This is a genomic window from Streptomyces sp. NBC_01546, assembly GCF_045208355.1.
GTDB lineage: Bacteria > Actinomycetota > Actinomycetes > Streptomycetales > Streptomycetaceae > Streptomyces.
Map to the genome: position 1 here is coordinate 2,919,183 of NZ_CP109379.1, position 26,064 is coordinate 2,945,246.

28 protein-coding genes are annotated in these 26,064 nt (G+C 69.9%); 6 read left to right on the top strand and 22 right to left on the bottom strand.

Annotation, left to right across the window (positions count from 1 at the left end; all coding sequences use genetic code 11):
• Window positions 1–3: 3 nt before the first annotated feature.
• Window positions 4–396, bottom strand: a complete 393-nt coding sequence (locus tag OHA89_RS12890; RefSeq protein ID WP_257554130.1) for an SCO5389 family protein — start codon at window positions 394–396, stop codon at window positions 4–6.
• A 220-nt stretch (window positions 397–616) separates the two neighbouring features.
• Between OHA89_RS12890 and nucS the strand changes: the two genes are divergently transcribed.
• A complete protein-coding gene (gene nucS / locus OHA89_RS12895; protein WP_215140260.1) occupies window positions 617–1,288 on the top strand; it encodes an endonuclease NucS in 672 nt (223 codons plus the stop codon).
• 98 nt (window positions 1,289–1,386) lie between these two features.
• A complete protein-coding gene (locus OHA89_RS12900) occupies window positions 1,387–1,842 on the top strand; it encodes a hypothetical protein (protein ID WP_406366215.1) in 456 nt (151 codons plus the stop codon).
• A 139-nt stretch (window positions 1,843–1,981) separates the two neighbouring features.
• Here OHA89_RS12900 and OHA89_RS12905 read toward each other — a convergent pair whose 3' ends face one another.
• The 3 genes from OHA89_RS12905 to OHA89_RS12915 all read right to left on the bottom strand — a co-directional run bounded on the left by OHA89_RS12905 (window position 1,982) and on the right by OHA89_RS12915 (window position 5,369).
• Window positions 1,982–3,844 (bottom strand): ATP-binding protein, encoded by a 1,863-nt coding sequence (locus OHA89_RS12905; RefSeq protein ID WP_406366216.1) that lies wholly within the window; start codon window positions 3,842–3,844, stop codon window positions 1,982–1,984.
• Window positions 3,845–4,026: 182 nt separating this feature from the next.
• Window positions 4,027–4,350, bottom strand: coding sequence for an STAS domain-containing protein (locus OHA89_RS12910; protein WP_215148886.1), 324 nt, complete (start codon window positions 4,348–4,350; stop codon window positions 4,027–4,029).
• A gap of 170 nt (window positions 4,351–4,520) precedes the next feature.
• Window positions 4,521–5,369 carry a 3-hydroxyacyl-CoA dehydrogenase family protein gene (locus tag OHA89_RS12915; protein WP_215148884.1) on the bottom strand — a complete coding sequence of 283 codons (849 nt, stop codon included), beginning with the start codon at window positions 5,367–5,369 and terminating at the stop codon, window positions 4,521–4,523.
• 237 nt (window positions 5,370–5,606) lie between these two features.
• On the opposite strand from OHA89_RS12915, the gene OHA89_RS12920 reads away from it, so the two are divergent.
• Window positions 5,607–6,179, top strand: coding sequence for a cob(I)yrinic acid a,c-diamide adenosyltransferase (locus tag OHA89_RS12920; RefSeq protein WP_257554142.1), 573 nt, complete (start codon window positions 5,607–5,609; stop codon window positions 6,177–6,179).
• Here the strand turns inward: OHA89_RS12920 and OHA89_RS12925 are convergent.
• Entirely contained in the window at window positions 6,176–6,748 is a 573-nt protein-coding gene (locus tag OHA89_RS12925; protein ID WP_406366217.1) for a hypothetical protein, read from the bottom strand. The two genes, OHA89_RS12920 and OHA89_RS12925, sit on opposite strands and share 4 nt — an antisense overlap.
• Before the next feature lie 167 nt (window positions 6,749–6,915).
• Between OHA89_RS12925 and OHA89_RS12930 the strand changes: the two genes are divergently transcribed.
• The 3 genes from OHA89_RS12930 to OHA89_RS12940 all read left to right on the top strand — a co-directional run bounded on the left by OHA89_RS12930 (window position 6,916) and on the right by OHA89_RS12940 (window position 10,785).
• Window positions 6,916–8,097 (top strand): sensor histidine kinase, encoded by a 1,182-nt coding sequence (locus tag OHA89_RS12930; RefSeq protein WP_406368481.1) that lies wholly within the window; start codon window positions 6,916–6,918, stop codon window positions 8,095–8,097.
• Window positions 8,094–8,738, top strand: coding sequence for a response regulator transcription factor (locus tag OHA89_RS12935; protein ID WP_266614937.1), 645 nt, complete (start codon window positions 8,094–8,096; stop codon window positions 8,736–8,738). The genes OHA89_RS12930 and OHA89_RS12935 overlap by 4 nt, the downstream gene beginning before the upstream one ends.
• Window positions 8,739–8,844: 106 nt before the next feature.
• On the top strand, window positions 8,845–10,785 hold the full coding sequence (locus tag OHA89_RS12940) for a glycosyl hydrolase family 18 protein (protein WP_406366219.1): 1,941 nt from the start codon (window positions 8,845–8,847) through the stop codon (window positions 10,783–10,785).
• A 75-nt stretch (window positions 10,786–10,860) separates the two neighbouring features.
• Here the strand turns inward: OHA89_RS12940 and OHA89_RS12945 are convergent, their stop codons facing one another.
• The 17 genes from OHA89_RS12945 to rpmE form a co-directional block, all read right to left on the bottom strand.
• Window positions 10,861–11,307, bottom strand: a complete 447-nt coding sequence (locus tag OHA89_RS12945) for a DUF2550 domain-containing protein (protein WP_215148874.1) — start codon at window positions 11,305–11,307, stop codon at window positions 10,861–10,863.
• Window positions 11,308–11,471: 164 nt separating this feature from the next.
• Window positions 11,472–11,843: a F0F1 ATP synthase subunit epsilon gene (locus OHA89_RS12950; RefSeq protein WP_031150521.1), complete on the bottom strand. Its 372-nt coding sequence runs from the start codon at window positions 11,841–11,843 to the stop codon at window positions 11,472–11,474.
• Between the two features lie 165 nt (window positions 11,844–12,008).
• Window positions 12,009–13,451, bottom strand: a complete 1,443-nt coding sequence (gene atpD / locus OHA89_RS12955) for a F0F1 ATP synthase subunit beta (RefSeq protein WP_030708152.1) — start codon at window positions 13,449–13,451, stop codon at window positions 12,009–12,011.
• Entirely contained in the window at window positions 13,451–14,368 is a 918-nt protein-coding gene (locus OHA89_RS12960) for a F0F1 ATP synthase subunit gamma (RefSeq protein ID WP_266614941.1), read from the bottom strand. The genes atpD and OHA89_RS12960 overlap by 1 nt, the downstream gene beginning before the upstream one ends.
• A 20-nt stretch (window positions 14,369–14,388) precedes the next feature.
• Window positions 14,389–15,984, bottom strand: a complete 1,596-nt coding sequence (gene atpA, locus OHA89_RS12965; RefSeq protein ID WP_215148869.1) for a F0F1 ATP synthase subunit alpha — start codon at window positions 15,982–15,984, stop codon at window positions 14,389–14,391.
• A gap of 129 nt (window positions 15,985–16,113) precedes the next feature.
• Window positions 16,114–16,929, bottom strand: coding sequence for a F0F1 ATP synthase subunit delta (locus tag OHA89_RS12970; RefSeq protein ID WP_257554166.1), 816 nt, complete (start codon window positions 16,927–16,929; stop codon window positions 16,114–16,116).
• Window positions 16,926–17,468: a F0F1 ATP synthase subunit B gene (locus tag OHA89_RS12975; RefSeq protein ID WP_215148865.1), complete on the bottom strand. Its 543-nt coding sequence runs from the start codon at window positions 17,466–17,468 to the stop codon at window positions 16,926–16,928. Before OHA89_RS12975 ends, OHA89_RS12970 begins: the two co-directional genes overlap by 4 nt.
• Window positions 17,469–17,510: 42 nt before the next feature.
• Window positions 17,511–17,744, bottom strand: a complete 234-nt coding sequence (gene atpE, locus OHA89_RS12980; protein ID WP_030857147.1) for an ATP synthase F0 subunit C — start codon at window positions 17,742–17,744, stop codon at window positions 17,511–17,513.
• Window positions 17,745–17,823: 79 nt separating this feature from the next.
• Window positions 17,824–18,630, bottom strand: coding sequence for a F0F1 ATP synthase subunit A (gene atpB, locus OHA89_RS12985; RefSeq protein WP_257559327.1), 807 nt, complete (start codon window positions 18,628–18,630; stop codon window positions 17,824–17,826).
• Between the two features lie 241 nt (window positions 18,631–18,871).
• Window positions 18,872–19,309 carry a hypothetical protein gene (locus OHA89_RS12990; protein WP_215148863.1) on the bottom strand — a complete coding sequence of 146 codons (438 nt, stop codon included), beginning with the start codon at window positions 19,307–19,309 and terminating at the stop codon, window positions 18,872–18,874.
• Between the two features lie 274 nt (window positions 19,310–19,583).
• Complete coding sequence (locus tag OHA89_RS12995; protein WP_215148861.1) at window positions 19,584–20,918, bottom strand: MraY family glycosyltransferase; 1,335 nt, start codon at window positions 20,916–20,918, stop codon at window positions 19,584–19,586.
• A gap of 116 nt (window positions 20,919–21,034) precedes the next feature.
• Window positions 21,035–22,264 carry a serine hydroxymethyltransferase gene (glyA, locus tag OHA89_RS13000; protein ID WP_266614943.1) on the bottom strand — a complete coding sequence of 410 codons (1,230 nt, stop codon included), beginning with the start codon at window positions 22,262–22,264 and terminating at the stop codon, window positions 21,035–21,037.
• Window positions 22,265–22,400: 136 nt separating this feature from the next.
• Complete coding sequence (locus tag OHA89_RS13005) at window positions 22,401–23,033, bottom strand: protein-tyrosine-phosphatase (protein ID WP_215148857.1); 633 nt, start codon at window positions 23,031–23,033, stop codon at window positions 22,401–22,403.
• A complete protein-coding gene (locus tag OHA89_RS13010) occupies window positions 23,030–23,677 on the bottom strand; it encodes an L-threonylcarbamoyladenylate synthase (RefSeq protein ID WP_257554170.1) in 648 nt (215 codons plus the stop codon). Before OHA89_RS13010 ends, OHA89_RS13005 begins: the two co-directional genes overlap by 4 nt.
• A gap of 58 nt (window positions 23,678–23,735) precedes the next feature.
• Window positions 23,736–24,581: a peptide chain release factor N(5)-glutamine methyltransferase gene (prmC, locus tag OHA89_RS13015; protein ID WP_054224694.1), complete on the bottom strand. Its 846-nt coding sequence runs from the start codon at window positions 24,579–24,581 to the stop codon at window positions 23,736–23,738.
• Between the two features lie 49 nt (window positions 24,582–24,630).
• Entirely contained in the window at window positions 24,631–25,710 is a 1,080-nt protein-coding gene (gene prfA / locus OHA89_RS13020; protein WP_257554173.1) for a peptide chain release factor 1, read from the bottom strand.
• Between the two features lie 126 nt (window positions 25,711–25,836).
• Window positions 25,837–26,055, bottom strand: a complete 219-nt coding sequence (gene rpmE, locus OHA89_RS13025; RefSeq protein WP_215148851.1) for a 50S ribosomal protein L31 — start codon at window positions 26,053–26,055, stop codon at window positions 25,837–25,839.
• Window positions 26,056–26,064: the final 9 nt, after the last annotated feature.

Genomic DNA, 26,064 nt, shown 5'->3' on the forward strand with positions numbered 1-26,064 from the left:
CCCCTAGCAGTCCCGCAGCTCGGGCGACTGGTTGAGCAGCTGACCGCGGATCGAAGTGAACTTGGCCAGCCGGTCGTCCACCGCGGGGTCCAGCGGGAACACCGCTACCCGGTGACAGTTCTGGAACGCCAGGCGCACTCCGAAGTGCCGCTGCAGAGCACCGCGTATCGCGTCACTCGCGAGAGCGCGCAGCAGCTGCCCGCGCGCCTGCTCGTCGGGCGGCGGCGTCTGGTTGTCGGCGAACTGTCCGCCGTCGACCTTCAACTGGGCCACCAGCGAGCTGATCATCTCCCATGCGTAAGGCAGGGAGGTCCGGACGCAGTCGACGAAAGCGGCTTCGTCGACCTCGCCTCGCTCGGCCTGTTCGAGTAGGGCCGGTGAGACGTCGAGCGACATGGGTTCTCCTCTCGTGACCCCGGCCGATTGGGTTGCCGGAGTCTTACGGGCAGGGAAGGAGGCCGCGACGCAGCGTGCACGCTCCGCAACCTCCCGCTCACCACGGTAGGCGTCCCATGGGTGACGCACCAGGAGAATGCGCATACAACGCGCCATCCGCGAACGGGGCTTTCACGGGCGAATCGCGTGGAGCCCCATCGGTCGAGTAGCGTTGCCGACCATGCGTCTCGTCATTGCCCGCTGCTCCGTCGATTACGCGGGCCGGCTCACCGCCCATCTGCCCTCGGCACCCCGTCTGATCCTCGTGAAGGCCGACGGCAGTGTCTCGATCCACGCGGACGACCGGGCGTACAAACCGCTCAACTGGATGTCGCCCCCGTGCACCCTCAAAGAGGGGAGCGGTGACGACGCCGGTGTGTGGACCGTCGTCAACAAGGCGGGTGAGAAGCTCATCATCACCATGGAGGAAGTCCTGCACGACTCCTCCCACGAGCTCGGCACCGACCCGGGGCTCATCAAGGACGGCGTGGAAGCACACCTCCAGGAACTCCTCGCGGACCGCATCGAAACGCTGGGCGAGGGCTACACGCTGATCCGGCGCGAGTACATGACGGCGATCGGGCCGGTGGACATCCTGTGCCGGGACGGCTCCGGCGCGACGGTGGCCGTGGAGATCAAGCGGCGCGGCGAGATCGACGGCGTCGAGCAGCTGACCCGCTACCTGGAGCTCCTGAACCGCGACCCGCACCTGGCCCCGGTCCGCGGCATCTTCGCGGCCCAGGAGATCAAGCCGCAGGCCAAGGTCCTGGCGACGGACCGCGGGATGGACTGCGTGGTCCTGGACTACAACGCGATGCGCGGCATCGAGGACGACAAGCTGCGGCTGTTCTGACCCACCGCCCGCACCGTCACGATGGCTCCGTCCCGAAGGACGGAGCCTTCGGCGTTCACGGGCCGTCCCCCAGACTCCGTCCGGGGGTACCCCCAGCGGTGGCCGACGCCGTACCCGTACCCGAGGTGGCCGTCGGCGACGGCGCGGCGGTCTCCGTGGGCGTCGGGGACGCGGACGGCTCCGCGGAGGTCGGCGGCGGTGAGACCGACGAGGAGGTCGGCGGCTGCGGCGGGGTGGACTGCGGGCGGCGCGAGGGCGTACGGGACGGGGTACGGCCCGGGGTCGTCGGGGAGGTGGTCTCCCCCGGGGTGGCGGACTCCGAAGGCGGGGCCGCCGGGTCGGAGGGCTCCGGTGCGGGATCGTTCCCGCTGGCCCCCGGCACCACCGGCGGAGCCGACCGCGTCTTGGTGCCCGAGACCGCCGGACTCTGCGCGGGCGGCGCCGAGGTGTCCGAAGAGCTCATCGCGAGGCTCACCACCGTGCCCAGCGCGACCACGGCGAGCGCGCCCGCCCCGGCCAGCAGCACCCGGCGCCGACGGGCGGCGCCGTCGTGAGCCGGCTGTGGGGCGGGACGGGAGGCCGGGGCGGCGGGCTCCGGCTTCGGCGAGATCGGGAAGGCGTCCTCGAACACCTCCGACAGGGTCGTGGGCGGCTCCTGGCGCCGGATCACGGGCACCACCGGGGCCACCCGCGTCACGGCCTCCGACTTGGCGGAGGACACCGGGGCAGCCGGGGCCACGGGGGCAACAGGGGCTGCCACGGCCTTGGGGACGGCCTGGCCGGGAAAGCCGGCCGCGGCGGCAGGCGGGGCCGGGGGCAGGGCCGCGGGCGCCGCAGCCGGGGGAGGGCCGGTGCCTCCAGCCGCAGCGGCGGCGAAGCCGCCACCTCGGCGGCCTCCCGGTCCACCACCAGGGCCAGCGCCCTGCGGCCCGCCACGGTGCCCCGCTTGTCGGCCAGCGCCCCGCGCAGCCCGATCGAGGTCTCCAGCTCGGCCCGTGCCCGGTCCAGGCGTCCCTCGCACAGGGCGAGCACGCCGAGTTCGTGGTGGAAGTACGCCTGCTCGGCGACCTCCCCCGCCTTGCGCGCGGCCTCGGCGCCCGAGCGCAGCACCCGCTCCCACGCCTCCCAGTGCCGCGAGGCCGCGAACGCCGGGGCCGCCGTCCGCGCCAGCAGCACCGCCGCCACCACGTCCGCGCCGGACAGTGCGCAGAGCACCGCGTCCGCCTCGGCCGCGACCCGCTCCGGGGTCACCGAGGAGTGCCCGGTCCACCAGGCGTAGTGCCGGGCGGCCGTACGGGCCTCCTCGGCCGCGGTGTCCCCGTACCCGACCTCCTCCAGCTGCCGGGCGACGCCCGCGGCCAGCCGGTAGCGCGTGCCGACCGGTGTCAGCAGCCCGCAGTCCAGCAGTTCCGAGACCGCCGAGTCGGCGTGGGTGTCCCCCACCAGGGCCGGCAGGTGCGCGTGGTGCGGCAGCTCCCCGCCGAGCGCGCAGGCGATCCGCAGGGCGGCACGCGCCGACTCGCTGACCCGCGAGGCCAGCAGCTCCGCGGGGGCCGCGCCCTCGGCGAGCGTAGGCAGCGGCACCTCCACGGCGTCGCGGGGGCGCTCGTCGAAGACGCCGGGCTCCTCCTCGTCGTCGTCCTCGGCGGTGTGGTTGAGCTCGTCCCGCTGCCGCAGCAGCGCGGCGGCCTGTACGAAGCGCAGCGGGAGCCCTTCGGAGGCGAAGCGCAGATCGGACGCCCAGGCGGTCTCCAGGTCCGTCAGCGGCCGGCCGAGGCGCGTCTCCAGCAGCTCCAGGCAGTCGGCCTTCCCCAGCCCGCCGAGGAAGACCTCCTCGATGTGCGAGTCGTCGGAGGGAGAGCGGGTTTCGGGGGTCGCGGCCAGCAGATACGCGCACTCGGGCGTGGCGTGCAGCAGCTCGTCGAGGGCGGGCCCGCCCATCTCCAGGTCGTCGAGGAGGACGATGGCGCCGATGTCCCGTACGCGGGCCAGCAGTTCGATCCGGTCGGGCCGCTGGTCCGAGGCCTCGTACACCGTCGCGTACAGCGCCTGGAGCAGCTCGGCGGGCTGCTGGTGCCCGTGGCCGGAGAGCCGTACGACGCCGTCGGGGGCCAGGCCAGCGCACTGGGCGGCCACCGCGTCGAGCAGCGCGGTGCGGCCGGAGCCTGAGGGTCCGGTCAGGCGTACGGAGCGCCCCCGGCCCAGCAGCCGTACGAGTCGCTCCCGCTCCTCCTCGCGCTCCAGCAGCGGCCGGGCGGGTACGGGAGGGCCGGGCAGGACGGGCGGCCGGGCTGCGGCGGCCCGGGCGGTGCGGGCGGCCGCGTCGCGCTTGGCGGGGCGGCCGGGGCGCGTGCCGGGCCGGAGCGGCTCGATCTCGCTGCCGTCGACCGGGTTGACGGTGAGCGTGAACTCGCCTGCGGTGAGGGTGACGACCCGGGCGGGCCCCACGGGCGCCGGTGCGGGCACGTGCCCGGCCTTCGCGGGCAGCGCGGGAGGCAGCCCGGCGGCACCCCCGGACTGCTCCTCCGGATCGGCCTGCCCCTGTATGTGGTCCATGACCAAGTCCCCCGATCGCGCCGTGCGCCTCGCCGTCGTACCGCCCGGCCTTCGCACACGCCGCTGCCGCTACTGGTCCGGTTTCCGCCCGAACCCTAGACCGTGGCCGGTCGTGCGGGGAACCGCGGGGGTGCCATCACCACCGGACCGTTACGTTTCCGCAGGAAAACGGAACGCCAGATTCACACCCGGGGCAGGGACTCCGCTTCCAGTCCGCCCTCGATCGCGAGGATCCGGTGCAGCCGGGTGGCCACGAGCAGCCGCTGCATCTGCGGCGGCACCCCGCGCAGTACGAGGCGCCGTCCGGTCCGGCCGGCCCTGCGGTGCGCGCCCATGATCACGCCGAGGCCGGTCGCGTCCCAGGAGTCGAGCCCGGTGAGGTCGAGCACGAGGTCGCCGTGGCCGTCGTCGAGGGCGGTGTGGAGGACCGTACGGGCGTCCGCCGCGCTGCGCACGTCGAGGCGACCCCCGACGACGAGTTCGGCGTGGTCGCCCCTGATGTGCATGTGTACTCCCGGCGGTACTGCGTACGTATGGTCCGACTGGTCCGTGGTCGGCAACTCTCACTGCAACTGACTGCCGCACGGGCAGGGAAGTTGCCGACCGTGAGCGAACCGATACCTAATTCACCCTGAAGGGTGAGGGCATTCGAACGATGGCGCTCAGTGGTAAGGCCTCAGTGCTTGTAGAAGCCCTGTCCGCTCTTGCGGCCGATGTCCCCGGCGTCCACCATCCGGCGCATCAGCTCCGGCGGCGCGAACTTCTCGTCCTGGGACTCGGTGTAGATGTTGCTCGTGGCGTGCAGCAGGATGTCGACGCCCGTGAGGTCGGCGGTGGCCAGCGGGCCCATCGCGTGCCCGAAGCCCAGCTTGCACGCAATGTCGATGTCCTCGGCGGAAGCCACGCCGGATTCGTACAGCTTTGCGGCCTCGACGACCAGCGCGGAGATCAGACGGGTCGTCACGAAACCGGCGACGTCGCGGTTGACGACGATGCAGGTCTTGCCGACGGACTCGGCGAACGCGCGGGTGGTGGCCAGGGTTTCGTCGCTCGTCTTGTAGCCGCGGACGAGCTCGCAGAGCTGCATCATCGGAACGGGCGAGAAGAAGTGCGCGCCGACGACCCGCTCCGGACGCTCCGTCACGGCCGCGATCTTGGTGATCGGGATGGCGGAGGTGTTGGAGGCGAGGATCGTGTCCTCACGGACGATCTTGTCGAGGGCCCGGAAGATCTCGTGCTTGATCTCGATCTTCTCGAAGGCGGCCTCGACCACGATGTCGACATCGGCGACGGCGTCGAGGTCGGTCGTGGTCGTGATGCGCGCGAGGGCCGCCTCGGCGTCCTCGGCCGAGAGCTTGCCCTTGGAGACGAACTTGTCGTACGAGGCCTTGATCCCGTCCGTGCCACGGGTCAGCGCGGCGTCGGTGACATCGCGCAGGACGACGTCCCAGCCCGCCTGCGCGGAGACCTGAGCGATCCCGGACCCCATCAAGCCGGCACCGATGACGGCAAGCTTCCCAGCCACTGCACACCCCTCTGTTCTTGAAAAGGCCCAGTCGCGAAAGGGCCCGGGCTCTAAAGCCCGGTCAAGGCCCGGTCGCGAAACGGCCCAGTCTCGTAGCCACTCCGGCGGAGACTAGCGCCCGGCCGGTGCGGTGTGACCGTGAAGTAACACGCGTCACGTCTCAGATGACGGACATCACACCGGGACGGCCCAGCAGTGCGGCGGATGCCCGCAGTTGGCCCGGACTACGCTGGCGGCATGGTGAACCTCACGCGCATCTACACCCGTACCGGCGACAAGGGCACGACCGCGCTCGGCGACATGAGCCGCACGGCCAAGACCGATCTGCGGATCTCCGCGTACGCCGACACCAACGAGGCCAACGCGGCCATCGGGACGGCGATCGCGCTCGGCAGCCTGCCGGAAGAGGTCGTAAAGGTCCTGGTCCGGGTGCAGAACGACCTGTTCGACGTGGGTGCGGACCTGTGCACCCCGGTGGTCGAGAATCCGCAGTACCCGCCGCTGCGCGTGGAGCAGTTCTACGTCGACAAGCTGGAGGCGGACTGCGACGTCTTCAACGAGGAGCTGGAGAAGCTGCGCAGCTTCATCCTCCCCGGCGGCACCCCCGGCGCCGCCCTCCTGCACCAGGCCTGCACGGTGGTCCGGCGCGCCGAGCGGTCCACCTGGTCGGCGCTGGAGGTGCACGGCGAGGTGATGAACCCGCTGACCGCCACCTACCTGAACCGCCTGTCCGACCTCCTGTTCATCCTGGCCCGTACGGCCAACAAGGAGGTCGGGGACGTGCTGTGGGTGCCGGGCGGCGAGCGCTAGCGCTCCGTCCCGGCGAGCGCGGGCCGCTCCTCGGCGCCCGCCGGGGCCTTCTTCGGCCACACCGTGTAGGCGACGGCGATCAGCGCGTGGATGCCCACCGCCCGCAGGGCGCCGAACTGCCACGCCCCGAGCGAGCTGACGTCGCCCGCGTCGCCCACGTACCAGATCGCGATCTGGAGCAGGGTGAGGGCGACGGCCGCGGCGATGATGGTCCGGATCCACAGCTTCCACTCGTGGACGGCCCGCGCCTTCCCGTATCCGGCACCGGCCGGCTTGGGTCCGCCGGCCAGCCGGTGCGCGGCGTGGCCGTCGAGCCACTTGATCGTGTAGTGGCCGTAGGCGACGGTGTAGCCGATGTACAGGGCGGCGAGGCCGTGCTTCCAGTCCGGCTCGGCTCCGTTCTTGAGGTCCAGTGTGGTGACCACCAGCAGGACCAGCTCCATCAGCGGCTCGCACAGCAGGACCGCCGCGCCCAGCCTCGGCATCTTCGCCAGGTAGCGCAGGGCCAGGCCGAGGGCCAGCAGTACCCAGAAGCCGACCTCACAGGCGATGATCAGCGCGACGATCACGGGACTCTCCGTTCCGCTCGGGTGTGCGACGTACTCCCAGACTCCCGGCAGGCCGGGCCCGATGCGTCGTCACCACTGACGACCTGCGACTGCATCCTTCGATGTACTGACAACTCGGCCTCTCCGCCGAGGTCGGCGCCCCGCGCACCCTGTTGGATGGGATCGTGATCACGAAGAGCCTGCGCCCGCACCGCCACGACGTCATCCTCGCCGTGGCCGGCCTCCTCGTGGGCCTGGTGATGTGGTCGCTGGGCATCTACAGCAGCTCGAACCGGCACCTCCTGCCCGCATGGGCCGCCCTGGTCCCCCTCGCGGTCCTCAGCGCGATGGAGCTGCTGCGCCGTTCCATGCCCTCGGTGGCCCTGGCCGTCGGCACCCTCGGCGTGATCGCCAACGAGTTCACGGTCGGCAGCCTCACCACCGTCCTGATCTTCACCGACCTGATGTACGCAGCCGTCGTCTACGGCAAGCCCGCCACGGCCCGGCGGCTCCCGGTGAGCACCGGTCTGATCACCGTGGCCGTCACCATCGGCTTCCTGGCCTGGCTGCGCACCCCGGAAGCCCTGCTGATCGGCGTGGTCACCGGCCTCGTCAGTTTCGCCCCGGCCCTGACCGGAGCCACCCTGCGCAACCACCGCGAGGCCGCCGTGGCCGCCCGGCTGCGAGCCGAGCAGACCGCGCTGCTGGCCGAGATGGACCGGAGCCAGGCGGTCGCCGCCGAGCGCGCCCGGATGGCCCGGGAGCTGCACGACATGGTGGCCAACCACCTCTCCGCGATCGCCATCCACTCCACGGCCGCGCTCTCCATCGACCGGGCCGACACCAGCCGTGACGCCCTCGGGGTGATCCGGGAGAACAGCGTCCAGGGCCTGGCCGAGATGCGCCGGCTGATCGGGCTGCTGCGGGACGCCGGGGCGGAGCAGGAGGCCGTGGCCGTGCCCTCGCTCGACGGCTTGGAGGCCCTGCTCGGCCAGGCCCGCACCAATGGCTCGGCCAGCGGGCTGGAGTTCGTACTCCATGACGACCGGCCACCGGGGGAACGGGTACCGGCCCCGGTGGAGCTGGCCGCGTACCGGATCCTCCAGGAGTCGCTGACCAATGCCCTCAAGCACGGGGTGGCGGGCACCGTCACGGTCCGCGTGGCCCGGACGGACGGACAGCTGACCGTGGCGGTGGACTCCCCCTACGGGGAACGCCCCGGCCCGCGGGCCCCCGGCTCCGGCGCCGGGCTGATCGGCATGCGGGAGCGGGTGGAGCTGCTGGGCGGGGAGTTCTCGGCGGGCCGGACCGGCGAACTGTGGCGGGTGCGGGCAACGCTGCCCGCGGAGGAAGGGGCGGTGGAGGCATGACCATCAGCGTGGTGGTGGCGGAGGACCAGAGCGCGGTGCGGGCCGGGCTGGTGCTCATCCTGGGCAGTGCGGACGGCATCGAGGTGGTGGGCGAGGCGGCCGACGGGGAGGAGGCGGTGCGCCTCGCCCGGGAGCTGCGGCCGGATCTGGTCCTCATGGACGTGCAGATGCCGAAGCTCGACGGGGTGTCCGCGACCCGCCAGGTGGTCGCGGAAGGGCTGGCCGATGTCCTGGTGCTGACCACCTTCGACCTCGACGAGTACGTCTTCGGGGCGCTGCGGGCGGGGGCCTCGGGCTTCCTCCTGAAGAACGCGGAGGCCTCCGAGCTGATCGAGGCGGTACGGACGGTCGCGCGCGGGGAGGGTCTGATCGCCCCTGCGGTGACCCGGCGGCTGATCGCCGAGTTCGCGACTCCGGCGCGCCCGGCCCGGCCTGCCGCCCCGCCGGCCCTGGAGACGCTGACCCGCCGCGAGCGCGAGGTGCTGTCCTGCCTGGGCGAGGGCCTGTCGAACGCGGAGATCGCCGCGCGCCTGGAGATGGCGGAGGCGACGGTGAAGACGCACGTCAGCAGGCTGCTGGGGAAGCTGGAGCTGCGCAGCCGGGTCCAAGCCGCCGTAATGGCGCAGGAGTTGGGCCTCTAGGTCCTGTCCGGCACCCCGCCGGGGGAAGTTCCGGCATGAGGTCTGGACCTCTTGACGCTTGGTCCAGACCTTTCTACTCTCACCGCAACACTGTGGTGAGCGTGCCATGACAAAGCGTGCTCACGGGCGGCGCAGGTCCCACCCCCATGTCGAGTCGGCCCCACGACCACGACGGACCTACGGAGGATCACCCTTGAGCACAGCATCCCCACCCCGTACCAGGCGTACCCGGTTCTTCACGCGGGTCGCGGCGATCGTGGCCGCCCTCGCCCTGCCCGTCACCGGGCTCGTCGTGCTGGCAGGCCCCGCCCAGGCCGCCACGTCCGCGACCGCGACGTACACCAAGGTCTCCGACTGGGGCACCGGCTTCGAGGGCAAGTGGACGGTGAAGAACACCGGCACCACGACCATCACCTCGTGGACCGTCGAGTGGGACTACCCGGCCGGCACCTCGGTCACCTCCGCCTGGGACGCCACCGTCACCAGCTCCGGCACCCACTGGACCGGCAAGAACGTCGGCTGGAACGGCACCCTCGCCCCCGGCGGCAGCGCCAGCTTCGGGTTCAACGGCGCCGGCAGCGGCTCCCCCAGCGGCTGCAAGATCAACGGCGCTTCCTGTGACGGCTCCCAGCCGGGCGACACTCCCCCCACCGCGCCCGGCACCCCCACCGCGGGCAACGTCACCGAGACCTCGCTGACCCTGAGCTGGTCCGCGGCCACCGACGACAAGGGCGTCAAGAACTACGACGTCTACCGCGGCGGCGCCAAGATCGCGACCGTCACGGGCACCAGCTACGGCGACTCCGGCCTGACCAAGGGCACGACGTACAACTACACCGTCACCGCCCGCGACACGATCGACCAGACCGGCCCGTCCTCCGGCGGCCTGTCGGTGACCACCCTCGGCGGCACCATCCCGCCCCCGGACCCGGGCGGCAAGGTCAAGCTCGGCTACTTCACCGAGTGGGGCATCTACGGCCGCAACTACCACGTGAAGAACCTGGTCACGTCGGGCACGGCGAGCAAGATCACCCACATCAACTACGCCTTCGGCAACGTCCAGAACGGCCAGTGCACCATCGGTGACGCCTTCGCCGACTACGACAAGGCCTACACCGCCGACCAGAGCGTCGACGGCGTGGCCGACACCTGGGACCAGCCCCTGCGCGGCAACTTCAACCAGCTGCGCAAGCTGAAGAAGGCCTACCCGAACATCAAGATCCTGTGGTCCTTCGGCGGCTGGACCTGGTCCGGCGGATTCCCGCAGGCCGCGGCCAACCCGACCGCCTTCGCCCAGTCCTGCTACAACCTGGTCGAGGACCCGCGCTGGGCCGATGTCTTCGACGGGATCGACCTGGACTGGGAGTACCCGAACGCCTGCGGTCTGTCCTGCGACACCAGCGGCGCGGCCGCGTTCAAGAACCTGATGCAGGCGACCCGCGCCAAGTTCGGCGCGAACAACCTGGTCACCGCGGCCATCACCGCCGACGCCTCCAGCGGCGGCAAGATCGACGCGGCCGACTACGGCGGCGCCGCCCAGTACGTCGACTTCTACAACGTCATGACGTACGACTTCTTCGGCGCGTGGGCGGCGCAGGGCCCGACGGCCCCGCACTCCCCGCTCACCTCCTACACCGGCATCCCGCAGGCCGGCTTCAACTCGGCCGACGCCATCGCCAAGCTCAAGGCCAAGGGCGTGGCCGGCTCGAAGCTCAACCTCGGCATCGGCTTCTACGGCCGCGGCTGGACCGGCGTCACCCAGGCCGCACCCGGCGGCACGGCCACCGGACCGGCGGCGGGCTCGTACGAGCAGGGCATCGAGGACTACAAGGTGCTCAAGAACAGCTGCCCGGCCACCGGCACCATCGCCGGCACGGCCTACGCCAAGTGCGGCAGCAACTGGTGGAGCTACGACACCCCCGCCACCATCGCCGGGAAGATGACCTGGACCAAGCAGCAGGGCCTCAGGGGAGCCTTCTTCTGGGAGTTCAGCGGCGACACCGGCAACGGTGAGCTCGCGAACGCGATCCACACCGGGCTCCAGTAGCAAGACCGAAGCCGGGGAGAAGGGTCCGCCCCCGTCTCCCCGGCTTCTTCACGTCTGAAATACGTCTGGAATGCCTCAGGCCACGTTCACCCTTTGCCCGGGCGGCGCCGCCTCCAGCCACGCCAGGAAGCCGGTCAGCGCGTCCTCGCTCATCGCCAGCTCCAGGCGGGTCCCCCGGTGGACACAGCCGAGCACGACGGCGTCGGAGAGCAGGGCCAGCTCCTCCTCGCCCTCCGGGGCCCGGCGGGCGACGACCTCGATGGAGGAACGCTCCAGCAGCCGACGCGGGCGCGGGGAGTACGAGAACACCCGGAACCATTCGATCCGGTCGCCGCTGTAGCGCGCGACCCCGTACACCCAGCCCTTGCCCGAGGTGTCGGTCTCCTCGGGCACCCCCCAGCGCATGCTGCAGTCGAAGGTGCCGCCGGACCGCTGGATGAGTCTGCGGCGCAGTCCGAAGACAAACAGCCCGATCACCACCAGGGCTACGACCAGGCCGCTCACAAGCAGAGCGAGGAGCATCTTCACCGACCTCCTCGCTCATCGAATACCGCATGCCAAAAAAACGACCTGCATCGCCTCAGCCGCGACCCGGTCTGGAAAACTCCAGAACGGACCGCGGCTGAGGTCTGCCGTGCCCCGGAGGTCGCCCTCCGGAACTCAGCGGTTCAAACTCCGACGGGTGTTCAGCCCGTTACGGCGCGCAGCCGGACATCCGCGCGACGCTCGGCGGCCGCATCGGCCTCCGACTTCGCGCGCTCCAGTGCCCGCTCCGCACGCTGGACGTCGATCTCGTCCGCGAGCTCGGCGATCTCGGCCAGCAGGGACAGCTTGTTGTCCGCGAACGAGATGAAACCGCCGTGCACCGCCGCGACGACAGTGTCGCCCCCGCTGGTACGGATGGTCACAGGGCCCGATTCCAGCACACCGAGAAGCGGCTGGTGACCGGGCATGACGCCGATGTCGCCGGACGTGGTGCGGGCGACAACAAGGGTGGCCTCGCCGGACCAGACATTGCGGTCCGCCGCGACCAGCTCGACGTGCAGCTCAGCAGCCAAGGTGGCTCCTCGGGTCACCACCCGGCGGGTCGGCCGGGTGTTGGGTCAAATTCTAATGGGCGTGGGGAGAGGGACGGGACATACCCGCCCCTCTCCGTCTGCAGACACTGTCAGCGTTCGCTGGTGGCCTGCGAACCGGATGCGCTCCTCGCGGAGCGCGCCGGATCAGGAGACGCCCAGCTCCTTGGCGTTGGCCTTCAGGTCCTCGATGCCACCGCACAGGAAGAACGCCTGCTCGGGGAAGTGGTCGTAGTCACCGTCGCAGATCGCGTTGAACGCGGTGATCGACTCTTCGAGCGGAACGTCCGAACCGTCCACACCGGTGAACTGCTTCGCCACGTGGGTGTTCTGCGACAGGAAGCGCTCGACACGACGGGCACGGTGGACAACGAGCTTGTCCTCCTCGCCCAGCTCGTCGATACCGAGGATCGCGATGATGTCCTGGAGGTCCTTGTACTTCTGGAGGATCCCCTTGACGCGCATCGCCGTGGCGTAGTGGTCCGCCGCGATGTACCGCGGGTCGAGGATGCGGGACGTCGAGTCCAGCGGGTCCACGGCCGGGTAGATGCCCTTCTCGGAGATCGGACGGGAAAGAACCGTCGTCGCGTCGAGGTGGGCGAAGGTGGTCGCCGGCGCCGGGTCGGTCAGGTCGTCCGCGGGGACGTAGATCGCCTGCATCGAGGTGATCGAGTGACCACGGGTCGAGGTGATGCGCTCCTGCAGCAGACCCATCTCGTCAGCCAGGTTCGGCTGGTAACCCACGGCGGACGGCATGCGGCCCAGAAGGGTCGACACCTCCGAACCGGCCTGGGTGTAACGGAAGATGTTGTCGATGAAGAAGAGCACGTCCTGCTTCTGCACATCGCGGAAGTACTCCGCCATGGTCAGACCGGCAAGCGCGACGCGCAGACGGGTGCCCGGGGGCTCGTCCATCTGGCCGAAGACAAGCGCCGTCTTGTCGATGACGCCCGAGTCGGCCATTTCCTCGATGAGGTCGTTGCCCTCACGGGTACGCTCACCGACGCCCGCGAAGACCGACACACCGTCGTGGTTGTTGGCGACGCGGTAGATCATTTCCTGGATCAGAACGGTCTTGCCGACACCGGCACCACCGAACAGACCGATCTTTCCACCCTTGACGTACGGGGTGAGAAGGTCGATGACCTTGACGCCGGTCTCGAACATCTCGGTCTTCGACTCGAGCTCGTCGAAGCGAGGCGCCTTGCGGTGGATCGGCCAGCGCTCGGTGACGTTGGCGTTCTCCTCCGGGTAGTTCAGCACCTCACCGAGGGTGTTGAACACCTTGCCCTTGGTGAAGTCACCGACGGGGACGGTGATGCCCTCGCCCGTGTCGGTCACCGGGGCCTGGCGGACCAGACCGTCGGTCGGCTGCATCGAGATGGTACGGACGAGGCCGTCACCCAGGTGCTGCGCGACCTCGAGGGTCAGGGTCTTGAGCTTGCCGTCCTCGGCCGGGTCTGCGACCTGGACCTTGAGGGCGTTGTAGATCTCGGGCATGGCGTCGACGGGGAACTCCACGTCGACGACCGGGCCGATGACCCGGGCGACGCGGCCCGTGGCGGCGGCCGTCTCAACAGTGGTCGTCATTACTTGTCACTCCCCGCGGTCGCGTCAGCCATGGCGCTCGCGCCACCGACGATCTCGCTGATTTCCTGGGTGATTTCGGCCTGGCGGGCCGCGTTGGCAAGCCGGGAGAGGCTCTTGATGAGATCCCCGGCGTTGTCGGTCGCCGACTTCATCGCGCGGCGGCGGGCGGCGTGCTCGGAAGCGGCCGACTGCAGCAGTGCGTTGTAGATACGGCTCTCGACGTAGCGCGGCAGAAGGGCGTCGAGGACGTCCTCCGCCGACGGCTCGAAGTCGAACAGCGGAAGGATCTCGCCCTTCGCGCCGGTCTCCTCCTCTGCCTTGTCGAGGCTGAGCGGCAGCATCCGGCCGTCGACCGCGTTCTGCGTCATCATCGACACGAATTCCGTGTAGACGACGTGCAGTTCGTCGACGCCGCCCTCGGCCGTGTCCAGCTGGATGGCCTCGATCAGCGGTCCGGCGACGCGCTTGGCGTCGGCGTAGGCCGGGCTGTCGGTGAAGCCCGTCCACGAATCCGCGACCTTGCGCTCGCGGAACCCGAAGTAGGCGACACCCTTGCGGCCGACGATGTACGTGTCGACCTCCTTGCCCTCAGCGCGCAGCCGCTCGGTGAGCCGCTCCGCCTGCTTGATGGCGTTCGAGGAGTAGCCGCCGGCCAGACCGCGGTCGCTCGTGATGAGCAGGATCGCGGCACGGGTCGGCTGCTCGACCTCGGTCGTCAGGGCGTGCTTGGTGTTCGAACCGGTCGCCACCGCGGTCACCGCACGGGTGAGCTCGGTCGCGTACGGCATCGACGCCGCCACCTTGCGCTGCGCCTTGACGATGCGCGAGGCGGCGATCATCTCCATCGCCTTGGTGATCTTCTTGGTCGCCGTGATGGCACGGATGCGACGCTTGTAGACCCGGAGCTGCGCTCCCATGAGTCAGGTCCCTTCCGTCGTCACTTGGAGACGTTGACGGCCGGTGCGTCCTCGCCCAGGAGCTTGCCGTCCGAGGTCTCGAACTGGCGCTTGAAGCCGGCGATGGCGTCCGCGATCGACGTCAGGGTGTCGTCCGACATCTTGCCGCCGTCGGCGATGGAGGTGAGGAGGTCCTTGCGCTCGCGGCGCAGGTGCTCCAGCAGCTCCGACTCGAAGCGACGGATGTCGTTGACCGGAACGTCGTCCATCTTGCCGGTGGTGCCGGCCCAGACGGAGACGACCTGCTCCTCGACGGGCATCGGCTGGTACTGGCCCTGCTTCAGCAGCTCGACCAGACGCTTGCCGCGCTCCAGCGAAGCCTTCGAAGCGGCGTCCAGGTCGGAACCGAAGGCGGCGAACGCCTCCAGCTCGCGGTACTGGGCGAGGTCCAGGCGCAGACGGCCGGAAACCTGCTTCATGGCCTTGTGCTGGGCCGAGCCACCGACGCGGGAGACCGAGATACCGACGTTCAGCGCCGGGCGCTGGCCCGCGTTGAACAGGTCGGACTCCAGGAAGCACTGGCCGTCGGTGATGGAGATGACGTTGGTCGGGATGAACGCCGACACGTCGTTCGCCTTGGTCTCGACGATCGGCAGACCGGTCATCGAACCGGCACCCATGTCGTCGGAGAGCTTCGCGCAGCGCTCCAGCAGACGGGAGTGCAGGTAGAAGACGTCGCCCGGGTAGGCCTCGCGGCCCGGCGGGCGGCGCAGCAGCAGCGACACGGCGCGGTAGGCGTCGGCCTGCTTCGACAGGTCGTCGAAGATGATCAGGACGTGCTTGCCGGCGTACATCCAGTGCTGGCCGATGGCGGAACCGGTGTACGGCGCCAGGTACTTGAAGCCGGCCGGGTCGGACGCCGGGGCGGCGACGATCGTCGTGTACTCGAGCGCGCCGGCGTCTTCCAGGGCGCCGCGAACGGACGCGATGGTCGAGCCCTTCTGGCCGATGGCGACGTAGATGCAGCGAACCTGCTTGTTCACGTCGCCGGAGCGCCAGTTGTCGCGCTGGTTGATGATCGTGTCGACGGCCAGAGCGGTCTTACCCGTCTGACGGTCGCCGATGATCAGCTGACGCTGGCCGCGGCCGACCGGCACCATCGCGTCGATGGCCTTGTAGCCGGTCTGCATCGGCTCGTGGACCGACTTGCGGACCATGACGCCGGGGGCCTGCAGCTCGAGGGCGCGGCGGCCCTCGGTCGCGATCTCGCCGAGACCGTCGATCGGGTTGCCGAGCGGGTCGACAACGCGGCCGAGGTAACCCTCGCCGACGCCTACGGAGAGCACCTCACCGGTGCGCTGCACCGGCTGGCCCTCCTCGATACCGCTGAACTCGCCGAGGACGACCGCACCGATCTCGCGCTCCTCGAGGTTGAGGGCGAGACCGAGGGTGCCGTCCTCGAACTTCAGCAGCTCGTTCGCCATGGCGGAGGGCAGGCCCTCCACCTTCGCGATGCCGTCGCCGGCAACGCTGACCGTTCCGACCTCCTCGCGCGAGGCCGCGTCCGGCTGGTACGACTGGACAAAGTTCTCCAGTGCGTCCCGGATCTCCTCCGGCCGGATCGTGAGCTCCGCCATCTGGGTTCCCTGCTCTCCTTGTTGGGCCTGAAGCTTCTTAGGGGTCTGGGGGCGACCCCCAGGAATCTTCTGCAAGTTCTGCACGGCCCAACCGGGCCGCTAGGAATGCGTTGTTCTATTGGTGGCTGGTCAGCCGGCCATGCGGCGGGACGCCTCTGCGAGGCGGTCCGCGATGGTGCCGTCGATGACCTCGTCGCCGACTCGCACCGAGATCCCGCCGAGGACCTCGGGGTCCACGTCGAGGTTCAGGTGCATCTGGCGGCCGTACAGCTTGGCCAGCACCGCGCCGAGACGCTGCTTCTGCACGTCGCTGAGCGGAACCGCGCTGGTCACGGTGGCGACCATGCGGTCACGGCGCTCGGCGGCGAGCTTGGAAAGGGACTCGAGTCCCGCTTCCAGGCTACGTCCACGCGGGTGCGTGACAAGACGGATCACCAGGCGCTCGGTGACGGCGTTCACCTTGCCGCCGAGCAGGCTGCGCAGCAGCTCGCTCTTGGCGGAGCCGGTGGCCGCGCGGTCGGTCAGCGCGGAACGCAGCTCGGTGCTCGAGGAGACGATCCGGCCGAAGCGGAAGATCTCGTCCTCGACGTTGTCGAGAGCGCCCGTCTGCTGGGCCGCCGTGAGGTCGGCGGTGGCCGCCAGCTCCTCCAGCGAGTCCACCAGGTCACGGGACTGCGACCAGCGGGACCGGGCCATGCCGGACACCAGGTCGAGGGTTTCCCCGCCGACCTGACCGCCGAGCAGCCGAGCGACGAGCTCGGCCTTGGCCTCGCCGGACTGCGCCGGGTCCGTGATGACCCGACGCAGCGAGACCTCACGGTCGAGCAGCGCGGTGACGGCAGCCAGCTCACCGGCGAGCTTCGCCGCGTCGACGGACGTGTTGTCCGTCAGCGCGTCGAGACGCTCGCGCGCGGAGGCCAGCGCCTCGCGGCTCGCTCCGTTCATCGGGCCGCCTCGGCCTTCTCCTCGAGCTCGCTGAGGAAACGGTCGATCGTGCGGCTCTGTCGGGCGGCGTCCTCGAGGGACTCGCCGACGAGCTTTCCGGCCAGGTCGGTGGCGAGCTTGCCAACGTCCTGACGCAGCGCCTGAGAGGCGGCCTTACGGTCGGCCGCGATCTGGGCGTGGCCGGCAGCGATGATCTCCTCACGCTGCCGCTGGCCCTCTGCGCGCAGTTCTTCCTTGAGCGCAGTGCCCTGCTCCAGCGCTTCCTGGCGCAGGCGCGCGGCCTCGTGCCGGGCTTCGGCGAGCTGGGCCTTGTACTGCTCCAGGACGCTCTGAGCCTCGGTCTGAGCGGCTTCTGCCTTTTCGATACCGCCTTCGATCGCCGCGTGACGCTCGTCCAGAACCTTGTTGATGTTCGGGAGGAGCTTCTTCGCGAGGAAGCCGAAGACGATGACGAAGGCCAACAGACCGATGACGAGCTCGGGGATCGGCGGGACGAGGGGGTTACCCGGCTCCTCGGCCGCGAGAACCAGGAGGTTCACATCAGTGCCTTTCGTCGATTCGGACTAGTCGTGGAGTTCGTCTTAGTAGACGAACGGCATGACCAGACCGATGAGGGCGAGCGCCTCACAGAAGGCGAAGCCGAGGATCTGGTTGGCGCGGATCAGACCGGCAGCCTCGGGCTGACGGGCGAGAGCCTGCGTGCCGTTACCGAAGATGATGCCGACGCCGACGCCCGGGCCGATCGCCGCGAGGCCGTAACCGACGGAGCTGAGGGAACCGGTGACGCCTTCGGCGGCAGCGAGGATCTGGGACATGCCAGTTCTTCCTTCTCTTTCATGGACCGGTGGGGGTTGGCCACCGGACGATTCGGGGGTTTGCAGGAGCGGGCGGCGCTCAGTGGTGCTCGGCGACCGCGCCCTGCAGGAAGCTGCAGGCCAGGAGCACGAAGACGTACGCCTGAACAGCCTGGATGAACAGCTCGAACGCGGTCATGACGATGACCATGATGAACGAGACGCCCGCGTAGGCGATGCCGATCCCGTTCAGCAGGTACCAGCTGGCGATGGTGAACAGCAGCAGCAGGGTGTGACCGGCGAACATGTTCGCGAACAGTCGGACCGCGTGGGTGAAGGGGCGGACCAGGACGTTCGAGAAGAACTCGATCACCATGACCAGCGGCAGGATCCCGCCGAGGGACTTGTCGTAGCCCGTGACGTTCTTCAGGCCGCCGACGAAGCCGTGGCGCTTGAAGGTCACCGACATCCACATGACGTAGATGACGAGGGCGAGCCCGGCCGGGTACGCGATGACGGCGGTCACCGGGAACTGGGCGATCGGGATGATCGACCAGAGGTTCATCATCCAGACGAAGAAGAACGTCGCGACCATGAAGGGGACGTACTTCTCGCCTTCCTTCTTGCCCAGCGTCTCGTAGACGATGCCGCGGCGAACGAAGTCGTAGCCGGCCTCGGCGATCATCTGGAGCTTGCCCGGGACGACCTTCGGCTTCCGGAACGCGGCCCAGAAGAAGCCGACGATGATGATCGAGCCCAGCAGGGCCAGCAGCATCGTCTTGTTGAAGTACAGGCCGCTGTCGTCACCGAAGATCGGCTTGAACAGGAACGAGTACAGGGTCGGGCCCGGGAAGCCGCAGCCAGTGCCGTCTTCGAAATGACAGTTGATCTCGAAGGCGAGCGTCATGTCAGCAGCACTCACCGCAGGGCTCCTTCAGCGTGGCGCATAGGTACGGCAACCTCGTTGTGTCGGCGCGGCGCGCAGCCGCGGTTCGGCACTGGACAGGTGTTTCGGATGGTGGGGCGGCAATCAGGCATCGAGCCTCGCGATGGAACAGGCGTCAGCTCAGATGCCCGCGCCCGCAGTGCCGCAGTTGGCACCGGACGATAGCAGGATCTCGAACGCCCACTTATCCCGGCCCTACCCCTCACGACTTCGGCCCCGGATTTTCGGGCTTGTCGCCCTTCATCGAGTCCGGTTCGACGTAGAGGATCTTGGCCTTCATATGAGCACGGGTCTGTGCGCCGATCCACACGAGGGTGGTGGCGACAAGCGTGATCGCGAAGGCCTTGGGGTGGAACAGAGTGGTGTTCTTGAACGCGGCGAGAAAGACGAAGAGCAGCAGAATCTGGGCCGCGTAGAGCATGAGCCCCATGGCCTGGAAGAGATGCGGAAGTGATTTCGCCGTGCGCTGCAGAACCACGAATCCGATGCCCATGAACAAAATCACGACCAGCGTCGCGACGATGGCACCGACCGCACCTTTACCGCCGACGACCAGAGCGCTGATCACAGCGGCGAGAGCGCCGGCGGCAGCGGTGGGTACGGCGGCTTGCAGGAGGGATCGGACGTCATCAGACCGCATGGCGGGTTGCTCCGCGTGGTGGTGGGGGCACGGGACTCGTACGGGACGAGCGTAAGCCCGGTCCGAGTGTGATCCTCGGGCCAATGGACCGTCGCACTACGGTCCTTCGGCTCTGTCGCCGGGTTTAGTGAACGGTATCACAAACTATTTGATGAGAGCTTTACCTGCGAAGTGTGCTGACTGTCACACATGAGAGGGACCCTGCGCGTGTGTGCGCGACAGGCGAGCCTCTTGTCTGGTATTGGACACCCATATCCGACATGCCCATGGACTGTCAGCGGGTGGATTCAGCCTTACGCCGGTCGGGGAAGCGCGAACGGGGGCCGATGGCGGTCGCCCCGTTGACGCCGGACACCCCCACGGCGATCGGCCTGGCGGGCTCCGGCTCGGTGCCCGAGGCGTCCCGGGCGGCCGCTTCGGCCGCGGCCTCGGCGGCCCGGGTGGTGTGCCGGTAGCGCGGCGGCACGAGGCCCTCCGCCCAGCGCGGGGCGCGCGGGGTGAAGCGCGGCAGGAGCAACAGGATCAGGCCCACGGCGCTGAGCGCGGCGATCGCCAGCACGATCCACATCGAGGCGGAATTCACCGAATACGCCACCGTGCCGAAGGCGATCAGCCCTGACCAGAAGTACATGATCAGCACCGCGCGGCTGTGCGAATGCCCGAGCTCCAGCAGCCGGTGGTGCAGGTGCCCGCGGTCGGCCGCGAAGGGCGACTGGCCCTTCCAGGTGCGCCGGACGATCGCCAGGACCAGGTCCGCCATCGGGATCGCGATGATCGTCAGCGGCAAGATCAGGGGGATGAAGACCGGGAACATCGCGTGCGTCGCGTTGCGCTCACCGCCCGCGAACAGGGCCAGCGCGTCCGGGTCCACCTGGCCGCTGAGGGAGATGGCGGAGGCGGCCAGCACCAGGCCGATGAGCATCGAGCCGGAGTCGCCCATGAAGATCCGGGCGGGGTGCATGTTGTGCGGCAGGAAGCCGAGGCACATGCCCATCAGGATCGCGGCGAAGAGGGTCGCGGGCGCGGCCTGTTCGATGCCGTAGCCGAACCACAGCCGGTACGCGTAGAGGAACAGCGCGGTGGCGGCAATGCAGACCATGCCGGCGGCGAGGCCGTCCAGTCCGTCGACGAAGTTCACGGCGTTGATGGTGATCACGACGAGTGCGACGGTGAGCAGGTTGCCCTGCCACTGGGTGAGCGGGACCGTGCCGATCCCCGGGACGGGGATCCACAGGATGGTCAGCCCCTGCATGACCATCACACCGGCGGAGATCATCTGCGCGCCGAGCTTGATCAGGGCGTCGAGCTCGAACTTGTCGTCGAGTACGCCGACCAGCCAGATCAGGGCGGCGCCGGACAGCAGCGCGCGCGGTTCGTTCGAGAGCTCGAAGACGCCGTTGAGGTTGCGCAGGTTGTCCGCGACCAGCAGCCCCGCGCACAGACCGCCGAACATGGCGATGCCGCCCAGGCGTGGCGTGGGCTCGCGGTGCACGTCGCGGGCGCGGATCTCCGGCATGGCCCCGGCCGCGATCGCGAACTTCCGCACGGGCCCGGTCAGCAGGTAGGTCACCGCGACCGTGACACAAAGTGTCAGCAGATATTCACGCACGGGCTGCCCCAGATGTATCGCCGGCCATCTCAGCCCCACACATTAGCTGTGATGTCCCCTCCACCAAGGACGCGAGGGGGCGGTATACCGGTTGCAGTACGCCCCGCTTGTCCTGCTTACTCCCCGTAAGGGGGAAATCCCATCGTCAGCTCCTTGACCTCCGTACGGGTCCTCGCGGCTTCCCCGTGCAGCGCGGCCGCAAACAATGCCGCGATCCGGAGCATCTCCGTCTCCCCCATCCCCTGGGTGGTCACGGCGGCGGTGCCCAGGCGGACGCCGCGCTGGTCCCCGTACGGGAGGGCGCAGGTGTCGAGCACGATCCCGGCGGCGGCCAGCCGGCCGCGGGCGGTCGGGCCGTCGATGCCCAGCGGCGCCGGGTCGGCGGTGATCAGGTGCGTGTCGGTCCCGCCGGTGGTCACGGTGAAGCCGTGGTCCTCCAACGCCTCTGCCAGCGCCCGGGCGTTGGCGACGACCCGGTGGGCGTACGTGGCGAAGGCGGGAGCCGCGGCCTCCCCGAAGGCCACGGCCTTTGCGGCGATGGTGTGCATCTGGGCGCCGCCCTGGGTGAAGGGGAACACCGCCCGGTCGATCCGCTCGGCGAATTCGGCGCCGCACAGCAGCATGCCGCCGCGCGGACCCCGCAGGACCTTGTGCGTGGTCGCGCAGACGATGTCGGCGTACGGGACGGGGCTGGGCGCGGCCCCGCCGGCCACCAGCCCGATGGGATGGGCGGCGTCGGCGATCAGATAGGCCCCGACCTCGTCGGCGATCTCCCGGAAGGCCGAGTACTCGGGGTGGCGGGGGTAGGAGATGGAGCCGCAGACGATCGCCTTCGGCTGGTGCGAGCGGGCGAGCTGCTGCACCTGCTCGTAGTCGATGAGCCCGGTCTCCGCGTCCACGCCGTAGCCGACGAAGTCGAACCACCGGCCGGAGAAGTTGGCGGGCGAGCCGTGCGTGAGGTGGCCGCCGTACGGGAGCCCCATCGCCAGCACCGTGTCCCCGGGCCGCAGCAGCGCGGCGTAGGCGGCCAGGACCGCGGAGGAACCGGAGTGCGGCTGGACGTTGGCGTGCTCGGCGCCGAACAGTGTCTTCGCCCGTTCCACTGCCAGCTGCTCGGCCACGTCCACGTACTCGCAGCCGCCGTGGTACCGGGCGCCGGGGTATCCCTCGGCGTACTTGTTGGAGAGCGAGGAGCCGAGCGCGGCGAGCACGGCGGGGGAGGTGAAGTTCTCGGCGGCGATCAGCTGGAGGGTGCTCGCCTGCCGCTGCCGCTCCCCCGCGAGCACGTCTGCCATCTGCGGGTCCTGCTGTCGCAGGACGTCCGTGGGCTGGGTGATGACACTCATGGCGCGACTCCATGGGGTACCGGGTACCAGCCACCATATCCCCGACGCCCTCCTCGCACCGCTCGGCGCCAGGGCGCCCCCCGGACGGAGTCCAGGAGAGGGTCCGGGGCGGAGCCCCGGGCAACGGCTCCGCAGGTCAGCGGGAAGCGGTCACGCCCGTCAGCGCGGTCACGACGGGGTCCAGCGCCTGGTTGATCTCGTCGCCGATCGACCGGAAGAAGGTGATCGGCGCCCCGTACGGGTCGTACACCTCGTCCGCGTCCGGCGACGGGGCCAGCAGCCAGCCGCGCAGCGCCGCCGCGGCCCGTACCAGGGCGCGTGCGCGCTCCGCCATGCCGTCGTCCAGGGGCGGCAGGGTGGCCGGATCTATCGCCCGGACCAGCCGGGTGAACTCCTTCAGCGTGAAGGTCCGCAGCCCCGCCGAATGACCCATCGAGATGACCTGCGCCCGGTGGTCGCGGGTCGCGGTCAGCACCAGGTCGGCCCGGATGACGTGCTCGTCGAGCAGCTCCCGCCCGGTGAAACCGGAGGCGTCGGCTCCGAAGTCCGCCAGCACGGCAGCCGCGTTCGCCTCCATCGGCGCGCCCTCGTGGCCCCAGGTGCCGGCGCTCTCCACGATGAGGTCCGCGCTGACCAGGCCCCCGAGGCGGTGGGCCAGGGCGTGCCGCGTCAGCCGCTCGGTGATGGGTGAGCGGCACACGTTGCCGGTGCTGACGTGGAGTATGCGGAAAGCGGTTCCCCCAGCTATGCCACGCCCGTCAGGGCTCACGGGGCGACCTCGAGGTCGGGTACGACCTCCCGCAGCTGCTCCGCGGTGAGCGCCCCTTCGCGCAGCAGGACGGGAACCTTCCCGGTGACGTCGACGATCGACGACGGCTGGATGCCGGGCGTCGGACCGCCGTCGAGGTACACGGACACGGAGTCCCCGAGCATCTCGCGCGCCGCGTCGCAGTCCTCGGGCGCCGGGTGCCCGGACAGGTTGGCCGAGGACACCGCCATCGGGCCGACCTCGGTCAGCAGCTCGATCGCGACGGGGTGCAGGGGCATTCGTACGGCCACGGTCCCCTGGGTGTCGCCGAGGTCCCAGGCCAGCGAGGGCTGGTGCTTGGCGACGAGCGTCAGCGCGCCCGGCCAGAAGGCGTCGACAAGCTCCCACGCCTGCTCGGAGAAGTCGGTGACCAGGCCGTGCAGGGTGTTCGGGGAGCCGATGAGCACCGGGGTGGGCATGCTGCGGCCCCGTCCCTTGGCGGCGAGCAGGTCGTGGACGGCCTCCGGGCTGAAGGCGTCCGCGCCGATCCCGTACAGGGTGTCGGTGGGCAGCACGACGAGCTCGCCGCGGCGCACGGCGGATGCGGCTTCGCGCAGACCCGTCTTGCGGTCCGTCGCGTCGTTGCAGTCGTATCGCCGGGCCATCAGCGGGACTCCTCGTGCATCAGGGGGGTGACTGTGTCACTGGGTGAACTGGCGCGGATCACGGCAGTGCCTTGCGGGCGGTCGCGAAGCGCGGGCGGTTGTTCAGGTCGGGGTGGTCGGCGGCGTCGGCCCAGCCCCGCTCCTCGGCGAAGATCCACGGGACCTGGCCGCCCTGGGTGTCGGCGTGCTCGATGACGACGATGCCGCCGGGCCGCAGCAGCCGGTGGGCGGTGCGCTCGATGCCGCGGATGGTGTCGAGACCGTCCTCGCCGGAGAAGAGGGCCATCTCCGGATCGTGGTCCCGGGCCTCGGGGGCCACGTACTCCCACTCGGTGAGCGGGATGTACGGCGGGTTGGAGATGACCAGGTCGACCTGCCCGTCGAGCTCCGGCAGGGCGCTCAGCGCGTCCCCCTGGTGGACGGTGACCCGGGAGCCCTCGGCGTTCTTGCGGGTCCAGCGCAGGGCTTCCTCGGACAGCTCGACCGCGTGCACGCGCGAGCGCGGCACCTCCTGCGCCATGGCCAGCGCGATCGCGCCGGAGCCGGTGCACAGGTCGACGATCAGCGGCTCGACCACGTCCATCGCCCGGACGGCGTGTATGGCCCAGTCCACGACCGACTCGGTCTCGGGCCGCGGGACGAAGACCCCGGGCCCGACCTGGAGCTCCAGGTAGCGGAAGAAGGCGCGGCCGGTGATGTGCTGGAGCGGCTCGCGCGCCTCGCGGCGGGCGACGGCCTCCCAGTAGCGGGCGTCGAAGTCCGCGTCCTTGACGTGGTGCAGTTCCCCCCGCTTGACGCCGTGCACGAAGGCCGCGAGCTCCTCCGCGTCGAAGCGCGGTGAGGGCACGCCGGCGGCGGCCAGCCGCTGGGTGGCCTGGGCCACCTCGGCAAGCAGCAAGTTCACGCTGGTCCTCCGGGCTGCTGTCGTACGGGGGGTGAAGCAGGGTTCAGGGTCAGTGCGCGGCCGCGAGCTTGGCCGCGGAGTCGGTGTCGACGCAGGCCTGGATGACCGCGTCGAGATCGCCGTCGAGCACCTGGTCCAAGTTGTACGCCTTGAATCCGGTCCGGTGGTCCGAGATCCGGTTTTCCGGGTAGTTGTACGTGCGGATCTTCTCCGAGCGGTCCACGCTGCGCACCTGGCTGCGGCGCACGTCGGAGGCCTCCTGCTCGGCGGCCTCCTGGGCGGCGGCCAGCAGGCGCGAGCGGAGGATGCGCATGGCCTGCTCCTTGTTCTGGAGCTGGCTCTTCTCGTTCTGGCAGGAGGCGACCACGCCGGTCGGCAGGTGCGTGATGCGCACGGCCGAGTCGGTGGTGTTGACGGACTGGCCGCCGGGGCCCGACGAGCGGTACACGTCGATGCGGAGGTCGTTCATGTTGACCTCGACCTCGACCTCCTCGGCCTCCGGGGTGACGAGCACGCCGGCGGCGGAGGTGTGGATGCGGCCCTGGGACTCGGTGGCCGGAACCCGCTGGACGCGGTGCACGCCGCCCTCGTACTTCAGGCGGGCCCACACGCCCTGGCCGGGCTCGGTCGCGCCGTTGCCGCCCTTGGTGCGGACGGAGACCTGCACGTCCTTGTAGCCGCCGAGCTCGGACTCGGTGGCGTCGATGATCTCGGTCTTCCAGCCCACGCGCTCGGCGTAGCGCAGGTACATGCGCAGCAGGTCGCCGGCGAACAGGGCCGACTCGTCACCGCCCGCGCCCGCCTTGACCTCCAGGAGCACGTCCTTGTCGTCGCTGGGGTCGCGCGGGACCAGCAGCAGGCGGAGCTTCTCGGTGAGCTCCTCGCGCTGCTGCGTCAGCTCCTTGACCTCGGCGATGAAGTCCGGGTCGTCGGCCGCGAACTCCTTGGCCGTCTCGATGTCCTCGGCCGACTGCTTCCACGCCCGGAAGGTCGCGATGATCGGGGTCAGCTCCGCGTAGCGCTTGTTCAGCTTGCGCGCGTTGGCCTGATCGGAGTGGACCGAAGGGTCGGCGAGCTTCTTCTCAAGATCGGCGTGCTCGCCGACCAGTTCCTCGACCGCCTCGAACATCGGGGTACTCCTGGGGTAAAAGTGCGAAGGACTGCAGGGGGTGACGGGGCTAGCCGACGACAAAGGCGCCGGTCCGGCCGCCCCCGAGTGGACAGGGGGCGGCCGGTGACCGGCGCCTGGGTCGCGCTACTTCTTGGCCGCACCCTTGCCGAAGCGAGCCTCGAAGCGCGCCACACGGCCACCGGTGTCGAGGATCTTCTGCTTGCCCGTGTAGAACGGGTGGCACTCGGAGCAGACCTCGGCACGGATGGTGCCTTCGGTCAGGGTGCTACGGGTGGTGAACGACGCGCCACAGGTGCAGCTGACCTGGGTCTCGACGTACTGGGGGTGGATCTCGCTCTTCAAGGTGTCTCC

Excerpts from the sequence above, each read along its gene's own strand:
- OHA89_RS12890 (WP_257554130.1), bottom strand. The coding sequence starts at position 396 with ATGTCGCTCGACGTCTCACCGGCCCTACTCGAACAGGCCGAGCGAGGC.
- nucS (WP_215140260.1), top strand. The coding sequence starts at position 617 with ATGCGTCTCGTCATTGCCCGCTGCTCCGTCGATTACGCGGGCCGGCTC.
- OHA89_RS12905 (WP_406366216.1), bottom strand. The coding sequence starts at position 3,844 with ATGGACCACATACAGGGGCAGGCCGATCCGGAGGAGCAGTCCGGGGGT.
- OHA89_RS12910 (WP_215148886.1), bottom strand. The coding sequence starts at position 4,350 with ATGCACATCAGGGGCGACCACGCCGAACTCGTCGTCGGGGGTCGCCTC.
- OHA89_RS12920 (WP_257554142.1), top strand. The coding sequence starts at position 5,607 with ATGGTGAACCTCACGCGCATCTACACCCGTACCGGCGACAAGGGCACG.
- OHA89_RS12935 (WP_266614937.1), top strand. The coding sequence starts at position 8,094 with ATGACCATCAGCGTGGTGGTGGCGGAGGACCAGAGCGCGGTGCGGGCC.
- OHA89_RS12940 (WP_406366219.1), top strand. The coding sequence starts at position 8,845 with ATGACAAAGCGTGCTCACGGGCGGCGCAGGTCCCACCCCCATGTCGAG.
- OHA89_RS12945 (WP_215148874.1), bottom strand. The coding sequence starts at position 11,307 with ATGCTCCTCGCTCTGCTTGTGAGCGGCCTGGTCGTAGCCCTGGTGGTG.
- atpD (WP_030708152.1), bottom strand. The coding sequence starts at position 13,451 with ATGACGACCACTGTTGAGACGGCCGCCGCCACGGGCCGCGTCGCCCGG.
- OHA89_RS12960 (WP_266614941.1), bottom strand. The coding sequence starts at position 14,368 with ATGGGAGCGCAGCTCCGGGTCTACAAGCGTCGCATCCGTGCCATCACG.
- atpA (WP_215148869.1), bottom strand. The coding sequence starts at position 15,984 with ATGGCGGAGCTCACGATCCGGCCGGAGGAGATCCGGGACGCACTGGAG.
- OHA89_RS12970 (WP_257554166.1), bottom strand. The coding sequence starts at position 16,929 with ATGAACGGAGCGAGCCGCGAGGCGCTGGCCTCCGCGCGCGAGCGTCTC.
- atpE (WP_030857147.1), bottom strand. The coding sequence starts at position 17,744 with ATGTCCCAGATCCTCGCTGCCGCCGAAGGCGTCACCGGTTCCCTCAGC.
- atpB (WP_257559327.1), bottom strand. The coding sequence starts at position 18,630 with ATGACGCTCGCCTTCGAGATCAACTGTCATTTCGAAGACGGCACTGGC.
- OHA89_RS12990 (WP_215148863.1), bottom strand. The coding sequence starts at position 19,309 with ATGCGGTCTGATGACGTCCGATCCCTCCTGCAAGCCGCCGTACCCACC.
- glyA (WP_266614943.1), bottom strand. The coding sequence starts at position 22,264 with ATGAGTGTCATCACCCAGCCCACGGACGTCCTGCGACAGCAGGACCCG.
- OHA89_RS13010 (WP_257554170.1), bottom strand. The coding sequence starts at position 23,677 with ATGGCCCGGCGATACGACTGCAACGACGCGACGGACCGCAAGACGGGT.
- prfA (WP_257554173.1), bottom strand. The coding sequence starts at position 25,710 with ATGTTCGAGGCGGTCGAGGAACTGGTCGGCGAGCACGCCGATCTTGAG.